This window comes from Streptomyces sp. NPDC005808 (assembly GCF_042871385.1).
Lineage (GTDB): Bacteria > Actinomycetota > Actinomycetes > Streptomycetales > Streptomycetaceae > Streptomyces.
This window is the reverse complement of record NZ_JBIAIK010000002.1, coordinates 1-13,600: the sequence shown is the minus strand read 5'-3', so window position 1 is coordinate 13,600 and position 13,600 is coordinate 1. Positions and strand designations below refer to the sequence as shown.

Here is a 13,600-nt window from a genome sequence, read left to right as displayed (position 1 = left end):
CGGCCGTCGCTACCCGCGCCCGAGCAGCTGCCGCAGTGGCATCCCCGCCAACTCCCGTACATCCCGAGCCAGATGGGCCTGATCCGCGAAGCCCGCCCGGACTGCGGTCTCCGCGAAGGACACCCCGTCCCGTGCGAGGGCCAGCGCCCGCTGGAGCCGCAGCACGCGAGCCAGCGTCTTGGGCCCATACCCGAAAGCGGCCAGTGAGCGGCGGTGCAACTGGCGGGCGCCCAGGCCGAGTTCATCAGCGACGGCGGCCACAGGGCGGCCCGCGTCCAGGGCCGCCACGACCTCCCCGAGCAGTGGGTCACAGGGCTCGGCGTCGGCCGCCCGTGCCAGCGCCACCTCTTCGAGCGCGCTCACGGGGTCGGCGGCGGAGTCGACCCGCGCGGTGAGCCGTCGCACCTCCGATGCGGGCCAGATGTCCGCCAACTCCACACGCTGGTCGCGGAGTTCGTGGGCGGGTACGGCGAGGAACGCGGGAGCCGTGCCGGGATAGAAGCGGACGCCCGCCCAGCCGCCGAGCACGCCCTCCGGGACGTAGGCGCGCGTGTCCGGACCGGCGACGAGCAGCCGCCCCCGGGTCCACAGCAGGTCCATGCACCCGTCGGGCAGTACGGGCCGCGCACCGGGCGTGGACGGGGTGTTCGTCCACACCACGGCACCGGAAAGCCTGGACGCCCTCTCCGCGTACACGTACGACACGCTACGCCGCTCGTGTCCGGTGCTCCTGCGGACTGACTCCGTACACCCGCTTGAAGGCGCTGGAGAGCGCGAAGGCGCTGCCGTAGCCGACCTGGCGGGCGATCGCGCCGATGGTGTCCTCGGTGTCGCGCAGCCGGTCGGCGGCCAGGGCGAGGCGCCAGCCGGTCAGGTAGGTCATGGGGGGCTCGCCGACGAGTTCGCTGAAGCGGCGGGCGAGCGCGGCGCGCGACACGCCCGCCTTGGCGGCGAGGGTCGCGACGGTCCAGGGGTGGGCCGGGTCGTCCTGGACCAGCCGCAGGACGCGGCCCACCACGGGGTCCGCGAGAGCCTGGTACCAGGCGGGCGCCTCGGCCTCGGGGCGGGAGAACCAGGCCCGCAGGGCGGCGATGACCAGCAGGTCGAGCAGCCGGTCGAGGACGACCTCCTGGCCGGGTTCGTCGCGGACGATCTCCTCGGCGAGGATGTCGGTGAGCGCGCAGTCCCACATGTCGGCGGTGAGCGTGAGAAGCGGCGGCAGGGCGTCGAGCAACCTGCCGCTGATCTCGCCCTGCATCATGTACGTCCCGATCAGCATCACCGCGGCCCCGTCGAGCCGGTCGCCCCAGCTGCGCACACCGAGGTCCCAGTGGCCCTTCATGGAGCGCCCGTCGGGATAGCTGCACTCCCCGCCCGGCAGGATCACCGCCTGCGGGACCGCTCCCGGGGCGTCGGACACGGTGTACGGGTCCGGGCCGCGCGCGATGGCGACGTCGCCCGCCCCCAGCCGCACCCGCTCTCCGGCGTCCGCCGTGATCCACGCTTCACCGCGGACGAGCAGCATGATCGTCAGAGGGGCGCGGTCCTCCACGCGGATGCCCCAGGGCGGGTCGAAACACGCACGGATCATGAAGGCGCCACGGGCTCGTGGCCCCTCCAGAAGCCCTGCGAGTGCGTCCATGGGGCCAGCGTAGACGCGCACATATGGGAATGAGCGGTTCAGCGATGGTTCCTTGCGGCGCACCGAAGTTCACTGTCCGTATGACGGAAAACACGGCAGGTACGAAGGACGTGACGGTACTGGTGACCGGCGCCACCGGGCGCACCGGCAGCCGGGTCGCGGAGGCCGCGCGGGCGGCCGGGCTCACGGTGCGGGCAGGGTCCCGTTCCCTGGGCACCCGCTTCGACTGGGCGGACCGCTCGACGTGGGCGGACGCCCTGCGCGGCGCCGACGCGGCCTATCTCGCCTACCCCACGGACGTCGGCTCCCCGGCGGCGACCGAGGCGGTCGGCGCCCTGGCACGCGAGGCGGTCGGGCTGGGGGTACGGCGGCTCGTGCTGCTGTCGGCGCGCGGCGAGGAGCGGGCGCAGGCGACCGAGGAGGCGCTCAGGACGTCCGGCGCGGACTGGACGGTCCTGCGGGCGGCCTGGTTCGCGCAGAACTTCAGTGAGGGCCCGCTGGTGGAGGGGCTGGTCCACGGGGAACTGGTGTTCCCGGCCGGTGAGGTGCAGGAGCCCTTCATCGACGTACGGGACATCGCGGACGTCGTGGTGGCCGCGCTGACCTCGGGCGACCGGTACGTCGGGCAGGACGTCACCCTTTCCGGGGGCCGGCTGCTGACCTTCCGCGAGGCGGTCGCGGAGATCTCCGCGGCTACCGGCAGCGAGCTGAGGTATGTCCCGGTGACGGCGCGGCAGTACGGCGACACCCTGGCCGGGTTCGGGATGCCGCCGGAGGAGGTCGACCTCCTCGTCGAGGTCTTCGAAGGCCTCCTGGACGGCCGCAACGCCCATCTCTCGAACGGCGTCCAGCAGGTTCTGGGGCGCCAGCCGCGGGACTTCACGGATTTCGTCCGGGAGGCCGCGGCCGCCGGAACCTGGAAGGCCTGAGTCCTGCCGGGTCCGGCACCAGGGACTGGCACCAGGGACTGACACTGCCTGCTGGTGTCAGTCGCCCGGCGGCGCATCCCCGTGCTTGTGCTGCGGGTGGTGCGTGTTCTTCACATGCGCCCGCAGCCGGGAGGTCACGTCCTCCGGCGGGAGGAAGCGGGACCAGCGCTCGGGGAACTCGGCGGGCATGTCCGGGTCGTCGGAGTCGTCGAACTCGGCGTCGTGCGAGCGGGACGCGGAGACGCGGGCGACGTACTCGGCGACCTGGGCCTCACGCAGACGTTCGTTGTTGGCGCGGGCCGCTGCCGTGGCTGCGGCCGGCCAGACGCGGTCGATGGCGGCATTGACCGCGGCGCCGACCAGGACCGCGAACGCGGAAACCCCGATCCACAGCAGGACGGCGACGGGCGCGGCGAGCGAGCCGTAGATCGTGGGGCCCTCGACCGTGTTGGTCAGGTAGATGCGGAGCAGAAAACTGCCGAGGACCCACATGGCGAGGGCCACCAGGGCACCCGGCACGTCCTCGACCCACGGGGAGCGCACCGGCACTGACACGTGGTAAAGCGTCGTCAGGAAGACGATCCCGAGGACGATGACGACCGGCCAGTACAGGATCTGCACGACCGTCTCCGACCACGGCACGATGTTCACCACCGCGTCCGGGCCCGCCACCATCAGCGGCAGCGCGATCGAGCCGATGAGCAGCGCCACGATGAAGAGCAGGAACGACATGATGCGGGTCTTCACGATCCCGCGGGTGCCGTCGAGGCCGTACATCACCGTGATGGTGTCGATGAAGACGTTCACCGCGCGCGAACCCGACCACAGGGCGAACAGAAAGCCGAGGGAGATGACGTCGGGGCGGCCGCCCTTCACCACGTCGTGCAGGATCGGCTCGGCGATGTCGTGCACACCCTTGTCCGAGAGGATCGTGCGGGCCGCCTCCAGGATGTTGTTCTCCAGGCTGGCGATCGTGTCGGCGCCGGTCCAGTCGTCCACGTAGCCGAGCAGACCGATCATGCTCAGCAGCAGGGGCGGCACGGAGAGCAGAGTGAAGAACGCCGCCTCCGCTGCCAGACCCAGGATCCGGTACTCCATGCACGAGTTGACGGTGTCCTTGAGCAGCAGCCAGGCGGTCCGGCGCTTCGACACGTTCCTGTACAGCGCTTTGGCGCGGTGAAGACGACCCGAGGGAGGCCGTTCAGGTGTTTCTTTTGCCTGGTGCACGTCCTTACCGTATCCGTATGGCAGCCACCACCCACACAGTGACCAACCAGCCTCCGCCCCTGGTCGGATATGACGTCTTTGCCGCCGACCGGGCCCTCGTGGAGGCGGTCGAACGGCACCTCGATCCAGCACTCCTCGACGAGGCGCGCGAGGATCTGTCGGCACTGGGACGCACCTCAGGTTCCGCCCAGGTACAGGAGTGGGGCGTACTGGCCAACGAGAACCCGCCCAAGCTGCGCACCCACGACCGCTACGGCAACCGGATCGACGAGGTCGAGTTCCATCCGTCCTGGCACCGGCTCCTCGGCAAGGGGGTGTCGGCCGGGCTGACGGCCGCCTGGTCGCGGCCCGGCGGGCATGTGCGGCGCGCGGCCGGTTTCATGGTCTGGACGCAGGCCGAGGCCGGCAACGGCTGCCCGCTGTCCATGACCCACGCGGCGGTGCCCGCGCTGCGCACCGACCCGGCGCTCGCCGCCGAGTGGGAGCCACGGCTGACCTCCACCGTCTACGACCAGGACCTGGTCCCCGCCGACCGGAAGCCCGGCGCGCTCTTCGGGATGGGCATGACGGAGAAACAGGGCGGCAGCGACGTACGCGCCAATACGACGGCTGCGCGACCGCTCGCCGAGGACGGGACGTACGAGCTGACGGGCCACAAGTGGTTCTGCTCGGCGCCGATGTCGGACGGTTTCCTGGTGCTGGCGCAGGCGACCCCTGGCGGGGACAAAGGTGGGTTGACCTGCTTCCTCGTCCCCCGTGTCCTGGCGGACGGCACGCGCAACGTCTTCCGCATCCAGCGCCTCAAGGACAAGCTCGGCAACAGGTCGAACGCGTCGAGCGAGGTCGAGTTCGACGGGACGTGGGCCCGCCGGGTCGGGGACGAGGGACGCGGGGTGCGCACCATCATCGAGATGGTCGCGGCGACCCGCCTGGACTGCGTGCTCGGTTCGGCCGCGCTGATGCGGCAGGCCGTCGCGCAGGCCGTGCACCACTGCACCTACCGTGAGGCGTTCGGCGGCAAGCTTGTCGACAAGCCGCTGATGAGGAACGTACTCGCGGATCTGGCGCTGGAGTCCGAGGCCGCGACGACACTCGCGCTGCGGCTGGCCGCCGCGTACGACGACGGGAGCGAGCAGGAGCGGGCGTTCCTGCGGCTCGCGGTGCCGGCCGCCAAGTACTGGGTGACCAAGCGGTGTACGCCGGTCGCGGTGGAGGCCCTCGAGTGCCTGGGCGGCAACGGGTATGTCGAGGAGTCCGGCATGCCGCGGCTGTTGCGCGAGTCGCCGCTCAACTCGGTGTGGGAGGGCGCGGGCAATGTCCAGGCGCTGGACGTGCTGCGTGCGATCCAGCGGGAACCGGGTGCGCTGGATGCGTATCTGCGCGAGGTGGGGCAGGCGCGCGGCGCCGACCACCGGCTGGACGGGGCGATCAAGAGCTTGCTGACCGAACTCGCCGACCTGGAGGGGATCGAGGGCCGCGCCCGTCGTCTTGCCGAGCGGGTCGCGTTGGTGCTCCAGGGGGCGCTGCTCGTCCGGCACGCGCCGCCGGAGGTCGCCGACGCGTTCTGCGGCTCACGCCTGGGCGGCGACTGGGGCTCGGCCTTCGGCACGCTGCCGCACAGTCTGGATCTGGCCACGGTGGTGGAGCGGGCACGGCCGGTGTCGTGATCGCCTTGTCGACGGCTGCCAGAGTGCCGGCCGACTGGCACGGGGGCGGTGCTGCGTCGACTGGCACGGGGGTGGTGCTGCGTCGACTGGCACGGGGGTGGTGCTGCGCCGACACGGCACCACCCCCGCTTCAGGCCCCGTTCAAGGAGCACGGCGCCGCACGGGCGACGCCAATGTCATTTTCAGGGGAACTTGTGACCGTTGGCGAGAGTTGCAGACCGTTGCATTCCTTCTGTGCACCTTGCGCGAACCCCCGGCGTCGGCGGTCGGGAGCAGGCACGATGTGGGATGACGGCGGCGTCACACCTTGTACGCGGTTGGTACGCGGTACCGGTTTCGGGAGAGCTCAAGTGAAGACCACATCGTTCGACCCGGCATCGTTCAACCTCGCCCGGTTCGCCCCGCTGGACGCGTCCGAAACGGCGCGGCGCCTCCAGGAAACCTGGGCCTCGACAGTCAGAGGTGAACGGTCCACGATCGCACCCCGTCCCGTCATCGGTCAGTCCTGGCAACGGGTGAAACGATTCGGCGTCAATCCCGAACAGGGCACGGACAGCGTCCTGTTGCAGCCGGAGGAGATCGAGCACCGCCGCACCTCGACCGCGCTCGCCGACGTGATGCCTGTCCTCAGCGGCGGTCTCGGTTCGGTCGCCGACGCCTCCCTGCAGATCATGGTGGTCACGGACCCGGAGGGCCGGGTGCTGTGGCGCGAGGGCCACGCCGGTGTGCTGCGTCTGGCCGACAGCATCTGCCTGGAGGAGGGCGCCGCCTGGAGCGAGGACACTACGGGCACCAACGCGATCGGCACCGCGCTGACCGCCGGGGCCGCCGTCCAGGTGCACTCCGCCGAGCACTTCCTGCGCACCCTGCACAACTGGACCTGCGCCGCCGCTCCGGTGCACGACCCGCGGGACGGGCAACTGCTGGGTATCGTCGACGTGAGCGGGCCGCAGAGCACCTTCCATCCGGCCACCCTCGCACTGGTCGACTCGGTGACCCGACTGGCCGAAAGCGAACTACGCGGCCGACATCTGGCGTCCGTCGAACGGCTGCGCGCGGTGGCCGCGCCCATCCTGTCCCGGCTGGAAGGCAAGGCGCTGGTGGTCGACACGCACGGCTGGCTCGCGGCCGTCACGGGGATGCCGCCTGTCGACCGGGTCCCGCTGCCCAACTCCTTCGGCGCGGGCCGGTACTGGCTGCCGTCCCTCGGCACCTGCGTCGTGGAGCCGCTGCCCGGCGGCTGGCTGCTCCGGGTTGCCGAGGCCGACACCTCGGGGTGCGCGAGCCGTGTGGTCCTCGACCTCAGCGACCTCCGGCGGCCCTGCGCCACCGTCGCGGGCGCGGCCGGCAGTTGGGCACAGGACCTGAGTCCACGTCACGCCGAACTTCTGTACGTGCTGGCCGTGCACCGCCAAGGGCGCAGCGCCGCCGAGCTCGCCCTCGACCTCTTCGGCGACCCGACCCGCACGGTCACGGTCCGTGCCGAACTCTCCCGGCTCCGCCGCCGCCTCACGGGCCTACTGGACCACCGCCCCTACCGCTTCCGCGAGGAGGTGGAGGTCGAGGTCGTCCTCCCCGACGACCCGACCGGCCTGCTGCCGCGTTCGACGGCACCCGCGGTGGTGGGTGCGCGAGTTGGTCAGGGGTGATCGCCGGGCGGGGAGTGCGAGTGGGGACGAGCGGAGGCGGGCGGAGAGTGCGGGCGGAGAGTGCGGGCGGAGAGTGCGAGTAGAGGTGGGCGGTAGGGGGCGAGCGGGGGTGCGTGGCGGGGGCCAACGGGGATGAGCGCTGGGGGCCAACGGGGTGGGTGGCGAGGCGAACGGAGGTAGCGGCGTCCACCGCGTACGTATTTCGTCAGTGTCTTCCGGTGTATGTGACCTGGCCCGTGGGTCTCTGCCGTAGCATCCCCTCACAGGCCACCCCACCCGCCTCTCCGTCAACGCACCGAGTGCGAGAGACAGTTGGCCTGACTCGGGAGGACGCATGAAGCAGCGCGGCAGGCATCGTCGTCGTAAAAGGGGTCAGGCACTGCGGGCCACGCTGGCCGGAACCGCCCTCGCGCTCACCGCGGCAGCCACCCTGATCAGCGCCTCCCAGGCCACGAGCAGCGGCAGTCCGGGCGCGCTGACCCCGCTCACCTCGTCCTCGGGCACCGCACAGCTCCGCCTCGACGAGACCCTGGCCGACCAGGGCACGCTGGACACGCTCACCCGGCGTATGGGCGGGAACGTCGGTGTCGCCGCCGTACTGGACAGCGCCGACCACTCGATGCGGAACGAGGACGACTGCGCCGGCTCCGAGCGCGCCGCGCTGCCCGTCGAACCGGCCGCCACGCGCGCGTACTGCTGGGACAACGCCGACGCGAAAGCCCGGCAGTGGCTGCCACGCTCCGTCACGACCTCCGGGGACGCCCACGAGGACGGCACCTGGGAGGGGCGCCGGGTGATCCTGGCCGGCTGGACGCACCGGGATCAGCAGGCCGCCGACGACCCCCGGACGGGCGAGCCGACGCAGGACGAGGGCCTCGCCCGGGTCGCGTTCATCGACACGACCGACCCGCACGCCCTCACGTACCGCTACGCCCTGCTCGTCGTACCGCAGGACGGCGGTAAGGACTTCGAAGCGGTCCGCTCCCGGCTGGGCGGCATGGTCTGGTACCAGGACAAGCTGATCGTCACCGCCCGCAACGGCACGGCCCTGCTCGCCTTCGACATGCGCCGCATCCTCGAGACCGACGTGACCAGCGGCGCGATCGGCAGAGTGAGCGGCGGCTACTCGGCGGACGGCTATCAGTACGTGCTGCCGGCCATCGCCTCGTACGACCTGGCCGGCGGCTCGTGCACCACGGGCGACGACCGTTCCGTCCCCTGTTTCGGCTCGCTCTCCCTGGACCGCACCTCGACCCCGGACAGCCTGGTCGCCACCGAGTTGTCCACCCCCGACAGCACGGACCGCGCCCGCGTCTGGCGCTACCCCTACAGCGGCGCGCCCGGCCGCACCGGCCTGCTCGCAGCCGACTCCAAGGGCCGTGTCGACGCGGGCGAGGTCTACGAGACCAAGGCCACCGGAGTGTCCGGCGTCCTCTCGCACAAGCCGGACGGCACGCACGAGGCCGAGTGGTACGTCGCCCAGACGCCGGCCGGTGACACCAGACACGCCACTCTCTGGCGCCAGACGGACAGCGGGGCCACAGCGGCCACGTGCACCACGGACCTCTCACACGCCTGCTGGGGCCTGGGCACCGCGTCCCTGTCGTACTGGCAGGAGACGGACGAACTCTGGACGCTGACCGGCACGGCGGGCACCGACTCGGCCGCGGGGCGGGTTCTGTACGCGGTTTCGCTGCCTTCGGTCGACGGTTCGCTCGACTAGGGCAGAGGGAAGGACCGGGCAGAGGCCGCCTTTGGAGGCCGCCTCGCTCCCGTGGTTCCCTGGCCCGCATGAGCAACGTCACCGTGACCACCTGGTCCCTTGAGCAGACCGCTCCGACCGACCTGCTCCCCGCGATCGCGCCGGACGGGGACGTCCGTGTCGTCCGCGCCGAGGTCCCCTCGCCCGAGTTCAGCCGGTTCCTGTACGCGTCGGTCGGCGGGGACATCCGCTGGACCGACCGGCTCGGCTGGTCGTACGAGCGGTGGCAGGAGCTCCTGGACAAGCCGGGCGTGGAGACCTGGGTCGCATACGACCGGGGGACGCCCGCCGGGTACCTGGAGCTCGACCCGCAGGACGACGGCGTCGTGGAGATCGCCTACTTCGGGCTGATCCCCGCCTTCCGCGGACGCCGGATCGGCGGGCACCTCCTCTCCTACGGTGTCGCGCGGGCCTGGGACCTGGCCCTGCGCCTGCCGGGGCGGGCCGGAACCAAGCGGGTCTGGCTGCATACCTGTAGCAAGGACGGGGAGCATGCGATGGAGAACTACCTGCGGCGTGGTTTCAAGCTCTTCGACACGGAGGTGACGGAAGAGAGCGAGGTGGCGGTCCCAGGCCCCTGGCCCGGGGCGCGGGCCCTCTGATTATTCGCTGACCTGCGGCGTCATGGGATCCTGACGGTCCTCGGCAGGACGCGGGGCCTGGTCAGGGGACCGAAAACATCACCGTCTCACGATCCGGGACCAGGGTGTCCACATGATGGATGATGGTGGACTGGCCCGAGACCCCCGTGACACGCTTCTGTCATGTCTGGAACTGGGATTGCCTTGGTGAGTCGGCGGCACGTCGACCTCGGCCGCGTATCCAGCGCCATCTGTCCGGTGAGCTGACAGCCCCGGCACAGTCGGCATTTCCCGCTTGCCTCCCCCTGCGCGATGGGGCGCACGTACTTCCGTATGTGCCCGTTCACGCAGGCGAGGGACGCTCTCCGCTCTGTCCCCGCAGTCCCGAAGGACGTATCAGCCATGGCCGCCACCCCGCAGGATCCCGCCGCTGTGCCCCGCCGCAAGGTGAGCCGTCACCGCGGCGAGGGTCAGTGGGCCGTGGGTCACTTCACCCCGCTCAACGGCAACGAACAGTTCAAGAAGGACGACGACGGTCTCAATGTGCGGACACGCATCGAGACGATCTACTCCAAGCGCGGCTTCGACTCGATCGACCCCAACGACCTGCGCGGCCGGATGCGCTGGTGGGGCCTCTACACCCAGCGCAAGCCCGGGATCGACGGCGGCAAGACCGCGATCCTGGAGCCTGAGGAGCTGGACGACAAGTACTTCATGCTGCGCGTGCGCATCGACGGCGGGCGGCTGACCACCGAGCAGCTCCGGGTCATCGGCGAGATCTCGCAGGAGTTCGCGCGCGGCACCGCCGACCTCACCGACCGGCAGAACGTGCAGTACCACTGGATCCGTATCGAGGACGTCCCGGAGATCTGGGAGCGCCTCGAAGCGGTCGGGCTCTCCACGACCGAGGCCTGCGGTGACACGCCCCGCGTCATCCTCGGCTCGCCCGTCGCCGGGATCGCCGAGGACGAGATCATCGACGGCACGCCCGCGATCGACGCGATCCACCGCCGGATCATCGGCAACAAGGACTTCTCGAATCTGCCCCGCAAGTTCAAGTCCGCGATCTCCGGCTCGCCGCTGCTCGACGTGGCGCACGAGATCAACGACATCGCCTTCGTCGGCGTGAACCACCCGGAGCACGGCCCCGGCTTCGACGTCTGGGTCGGCGGCGGCCTCTCCACCAACCCCAAGATCGGCCAGCGGCTGGGCGCCTGGGTCCCGCTGGACGAGGTCCCGGACGTCTACGAGGGCGTCATCTCGATCTTCCGCGACTACGGCTACCGGCGGCTGCGCACCCGCGCCCGCCTGAAGTTCCTGGTCGCCGACTGGGGCATCGAGAAGTTCCGCCAGATCCTGGAGGACGACTACCTCAAGCGGAAGCTCGTCGACGGCCCGGCGCCCGACCAGCCGATCGCCCGTTGGCGCGACCACGTCGGTGTGCACCGGCAGAAGGACGGCCGCTTCTACGTCGGTTTCGCGCCGCGCGTGGGCCGGGTGGACGGCACCACACTCACGAAGATCGCCGAGCTGGCCGCCGCGCACGGCTCGGGCCGCCTGCGGACCACCGTCGAGCAGAAGATGATCGTGCTCGACGTGGAGCAGGAGCAGATCGACTCGCTGGTTGCCGGGCTTGAGGCTCTCGACCTCACGGTCAGTCCCTCCCCCTTCCGGCGCGGCACGATGGCCTGCACCGGAATCGAGTACTGCAAGCTCGCGATCGTCGAGACCAAGGCGCGCGGTGCCTCCCTGATCGACGAACTCGAGCGCCGCATCCCCGAGTTCGAAGAGCCGATCACCATCAACATCAACGGCTGCCCGAACGCCTGCGCCCGCATCCAGGTCGCGGACATCGGTCTCAAGGGCCAGCTGGTCCTGGACGACGACGGCAACCAGGTCGAGGGCTTCCAGGTGCACCTGGGCGGGGCGCTCGGTCTGGAGGCCGGTTTCGGCCGCAAGGTCCGTGGCCTGAAAGTCACTTCGGACGAGCTGCCCGACTACGTCGAGCGGGTCCTCACGCGCTTCCAGGAGGAGCGTGCGGACGGCGAGCGTTTCGCCACCTGGGCCACGCGTGCCAGCGAGGAGTCGCTTTCGTGAGCGCGGCGAGCGAAACAAAGGACTCGGTATGAACGAGCGGGCCGCCCCTTTCTACTGTCCCTACTGCGGTGACGAAGACCTTCGTCCAAGTGAGCAGGGCCACGGCGCGTGGGAATGCGCGGCGTGCAGTCGGGCCTTTCAGCTGAAGTTCCTCGGGTTGCTTTCCCGGGGTCTTCAGCGAAATGACGATGGAGGGGCAGAGATATGACGACGATTCAGGAAGAGCGCACGGACGAGGACTTGAGGAGCCTTGCCGAGCAGGCAGGGCGTGACCTCGAGGACGCGTCCGCCCTGAAGATCCTTCAGTGGGCGGTCGCCACCTTCGGCAGGAAGTTCTGCGTGACCTCCTCCATGGAGGACGCGGTGGTCGCCCATCTCGCCTCACGCGCGCTCCCCGGCGTCGACGTCGTCTTTCTCGACACCGGCTACCACTTCCCGGAGACCATCGGCACCCGGGACGCCGTCGAGGCCGTGATGGACGTCAACGTCATCACGCTCACCCCGCGCCAGACGGTCGCCGAGCAGGACGCCGAGTACGGCCCCGCACTGCACGACCGCAACCCCGACCTGTGCTGCGCCCTGCGCAAGGTGAAGCCCCTCGAGGAGGGGCTCACCCGGTACAGCGCCTGGGCGACGGGCCTGCGCCGCGACGAGTCCCCGACCCGGGCGAACACCCCGGTCGTCGGCTGGGACGAGAAGCGCCGCAAGGTCAAGGTCTCCCCGATCGCCCGCTGGACGCAGGACGACGTGGACGCGTACGTCGCCGAGCACGGCGTACTCACCAACCCGCTGCTGATGGACGGTTACGCCTCCGTGGGCTGCGCGCCCTGCACCCGTCAGGTCCTCGAGGGCGAGGACGCGCGGGCCGGCCGCTGGGCCGGACGCTCCAAGACCGAGTGCGGGCTGCACGGATGACCATCTCAGAGACCCTGGAGAACCAAGTGACCGGAGCCACCATCTGGCTCACGGGTCTGCCGAGTGCCGGCAAGACCACCATCGCGTACGAACTGGCCGGGCGGCTGCGCGAGGAGGGCCACCGTGTCGAGGTGCTCGACGGCGACGAGATCCGTACGTTCCTGACGGCGGGCCTCGGCTTCAGCCGCGAGGACCGGCACACGAACGTACAGCGCATCGGCTACGTCGCCGACCTGCTCGCCCGCAACGGCGTGAAGGCCCTGGTTCCGGTGATCGCGCCCTACGCCGACAGCCGCGAGGCCGTCCGCAAGCGTCACCAGGTGAGCGGGGCGGCGTACATCGAAGTGCATGTCGCGACGCCGGTCGAGGTGTGCAGCGAGCGGGACGTGAAGGGGCTGTACGCCAAGCAGGCGGCGGGCGAGATCTCTGGGCTCACCGGCGTCGACGACCCGTACGAGGAGCCCGAGTCGCCCGATCTGCGGATCGAGTCGCACACCCAGTCCGTGCAGGAGTCCGCGGCCGCGCTGCATGCGCTGCTCACCGAGAGGGGTCTCGCATGACGACCGTCGTGACTGTCTCCCAGGAGACCGGCAGCCCGTACGCGCTGTCCCACCTGGATGCGTTGGAGTCGGAGGCGGTGCACATCTTCCGCGAGGTGGCGGGCGAGTTCGAACGACCGGTGATCCTCTTCTCCGGCGGCAAGGACTCCATCGTCATGCTGCACCTCGCGCTGAAGGCCTTCGCCCCAGCCCCGATCCCCTTCACCCTGCTGCACGTGGACACCGGCCACAACTTCCCCGAAGTCCTGGAGTACCGCGACCGCGTCGTCGCCCAGCACGGGCTGCGCCTCCACATCGCCTCCGTACAGGACTACATCGACCGCGGAGTCCTGCGCGAACGCCCCGACGGCACCCGCAATCCCCTGCAGACACTGCCACTGACGGAGAAGATCCAGACCGAGCGCTTCGACGCCGTCTTCGGCGGCGGACGCCGCGACGAGGAAAAAGCCCGCGCCAAAGAACGCGTCTTCTCCCTCCGCGACGAATTCTCCCAGTGGGACCCCCGCCGCCAACGCCCCGAACTCTGGCAGCTCTACAACGGCCGCCACGCACCCGGCGAACACGTCCGCGT

At 70.5% G+C, this 13,600-nt stretch carries 14 protein-coding genes; 11 read left to right on the top strand and 3 right to left on the bottom strand.

The window, feature by feature from the left end; translation table 11 throughout:
• Positions 1–9 precede the first annotated feature (9 nt).
• Together ACFYPC_RS03600 and ACFYPC_RS03595 are read right to left on the bottom strand one after the other, a co-directional pair.
• The gene (locus tag ACFYPC_RS03600; RefSeq protein WP_388670126.1) at positions 10–696 is read right to left on the bottom strand and encodes a helix-turn-helix domain-containing protein; all 687 of its coding nucleotides are present in this window, start codon (positions 694–696) and stop codon (positions 10–12) included.
• Between the two features lie 10 nt (positions 697–706).
• Positions 707–1,642, bottom strand: a complete 936-nt coding sequence (locus tag ACFYPC_RS03595) for an AraC family transcriptional regulator (protein ID WP_388670123.1) — start codon at positions 1,640–1,642, stop codon at positions 707–709.
• An 80-nt stretch (positions 1,643–1,722) separates the two neighbouring features.
• Between ACFYPC_RS03595 and ACFYPC_RS03590 the strand changes: the two genes are divergently transcribed.
• Positions 1,723–2,571 carry an NAD(P)H-binding protein gene (locus ACFYPC_RS03590; protein ID WP_388670120.1) on the top strand — a complete coding sequence of 283 codons (849 nt, stop codon included), beginning with the start codon at positions 1,723–1,725 and terminating at the stop codon, positions 2,569–2,571.
• 57 nt (positions 2,572–2,628) lie between these two features.
• Here ACFYPC_RS03590 and ACFYPC_RS03585 read toward each other — a convergent pair whose 3' ends face one another.
• Complete coding sequence (locus ACFYPC_RS03585) at positions 2,629–3,798, bottom strand: YihY/virulence factor BrkB family protein (protein ID WP_388670117.1); 1,170 nt, start codon at positions 3,796–3,798, stop codon at positions 2,629–2,631.
• Positions 3,799–3,815: 17 nt separating this feature from the next.
• On the opposite strand from ACFYPC_RS03585, the gene ACFYPC_RS03580 reads away from it, so the two are divergent.
• From ACFYPC_RS03580 to cysD, 10 genes are all read left to right on the top strand, one after another.
• Positions 3,816–5,465 (top strand): acyl-CoA dehydrogenase family protein, encoded by a 1,650-nt coding sequence (locus ACFYPC_RS03580; RefSeq protein WP_388670114.1) that lies wholly within the window; start codon positions 3,816–3,818, stop codon positions 5,463–5,465.
• A gap of 350 nt (positions 5,466–5,815) precedes the next feature.
• The gene (locus ACFYPC_RS03575; RefSeq protein ID WP_388670111.1) at positions 5,816–7,114 is read left to right on the top strand and encodes a GAF domain-containing protein; all 1,299 of its coding nucleotides are present in this window, start codon (positions 5,816–5,818) and stop codon (positions 7,112–7,114) included.
• Positions 7,115–7,448: 334 nt separating this feature from the next.
• Positions 7,449–8,837, top strand: coding sequence for a hypothetical protein (locus ACFYPC_RS03570; protein ID WP_388670108.1), 1,389 nt, complete (start codon positions 7,449–7,451; stop codon positions 8,835–8,837).
• Positions 8,838–8,905: 68 nt separating this feature from the next.
• Positions 8,906–9,478 carry a GNAT family N-acetyltransferase gene (locus ACFYPC_RS03565; protein ID WP_388670105.1) on the top strand — a complete coding sequence of 191 codons (573 nt, stop codon included), beginning with the start codon at positions 8,906–8,908 and terminating at the stop codon, positions 9,476–9,478.
• 162 nt (positions 9,479–9,640) lie between these two features.
• The gene (locus ACFYPC_RS03560) at positions 9,641–9,724 is read left to right on the top strand and encodes a putative leader peptide (RefSeq protein ID WP_388671963.1); all 84 of its coding nucleotides are present in this window, start codon (positions 9,641–9,643) and stop codon (positions 9,722–9,724) included.
• A gap of 135 nt (positions 9,725–9,859) precedes the next feature.
• Positions 9,860–11,554, top strand: a complete 1,695-nt coding sequence (locus ACFYPC_RS03555) for a nitrite/sulfite reductase (RefSeq protein WP_388670102.1) — start codon at positions 9,860–9,862, stop codon at positions 11,552–11,554.
• A 28-nt stretch (positions 11,555–11,582) separates the two neighbouring features.
• Complete coding sequence (locus ACFYPC_RS03550) at positions 11,583–11,762, top strand: hypothetical protein (protein ID WP_388670099.1); 180 nt, start codon at positions 11,583–11,585, stop codon at positions 11,760–11,762.
• Positions 11,759–12,469, top strand: coding sequence for a phosphoadenylyl-sulfate reductase (locus ACFYPC_RS03545; RefSeq protein WP_388670096.1), 711 nt, complete (start codon positions 11,759–11,761; stop codon positions 12,467–12,469). Before ACFYPC_RS03550 ends, ACFYPC_RS03545 begins: the two co-directional genes overlap by 4 nt.
• Positions 12,466–13,029: an adenylyl-sulfate kinase gene (gene cysC / locus ACFYPC_RS03540; protein WP_388670093.1), complete on the top strand. Its 564-nt coding sequence runs from the start codon at positions 12,466–12,468 to the stop codon at positions 13,027–13,029. Before ACFYPC_RS03545 ends, cysC begins: the two co-directional genes overlap by 4 nt.
• Positions 13,026–13,600 (top strand): sulfate adenylyltransferase subunit CysD (gene cysD, locus ACFYPC_RS03535; RefSeq protein WP_388670090.1); only part of this gene is annotated, 575 nt, incomplete at its 3' end. The genes cysC and cysD, both read left to right, overlap by 4 nt.

Excerpts from the sequence above, each read along its gene's own strand:
- ACFYPC_RS03595 (WP_388670123.1), bottom strand. The coding sequence starts at position 1,642 with ATGGACGCACTCGCAGGGCTTCTGGAGGGGCCACGAGCCCGTGGCGCC.
- ACFYPC_RS03590 (WP_388670120.1), top strand. The coding sequence starts at position 1,723 with ATGACGGAAAACACGGCAGGTACGAAGGACGTGACGGTACTGGTGACC.
- ACFYPC_RS03580 (WP_388670114.1), top strand. The coding sequence starts at position 3,816 with ATGGCAGCCACCACCCACACAGTGACCAACCAGCCTCCGCCCCTGGTC.
- ACFYPC_RS03570 (WP_388670108.1), top strand. The coding sequence starts at position 7,449 with ATGAAGCAGCGCGGCAGGCATCGTCGTCGTAAAAGGGGTCAGGCACTG.
- ACFYPC_RS03565 (WP_388670105.1), top strand. The coding sequence starts at position 8,906 with ATGAGCAACGTCACCGTGACCACCTGGTCCCTTGAGCAGACCGCTCCG.
- ACFYPC_RS03560 (WP_388671963.1), top strand. The coding sequence starts at position 9,641 with ATGTCTGGAACTGGGATTGCCTTGGTGAGTCGGCGGCACGTCGACCTC.
- ACFYPC_RS03555 (WP_388670102.1), top strand. The coding sequence starts at position 9,860 with ATGGCCGCCACCCCGCAGGATCCCGCCGCTGTGCCCCGCCGCAAGGTG.
- ACFYPC_RS03550 (WP_388670099.1), top strand. The coding sequence starts at position 11,583 with ATGAACGAGCGGGCCGCCCCTTTCTACTGTCCCTACTGCGGTGACGAA.
- ACFYPC_RS03545 (WP_388670096.1), top strand. The coding sequence starts at position 11,759 with ATGACGACGATTCAGGAAGAGCGCACGGACGAGGACTTGAGGAGCCTT.
- cysC (WP_388670093.1), top strand. The coding sequence starts at position 12,466 with ATGACCATCTCAGAGACCCTGGAGAACCAAGTGACCGGAGCCACCATC.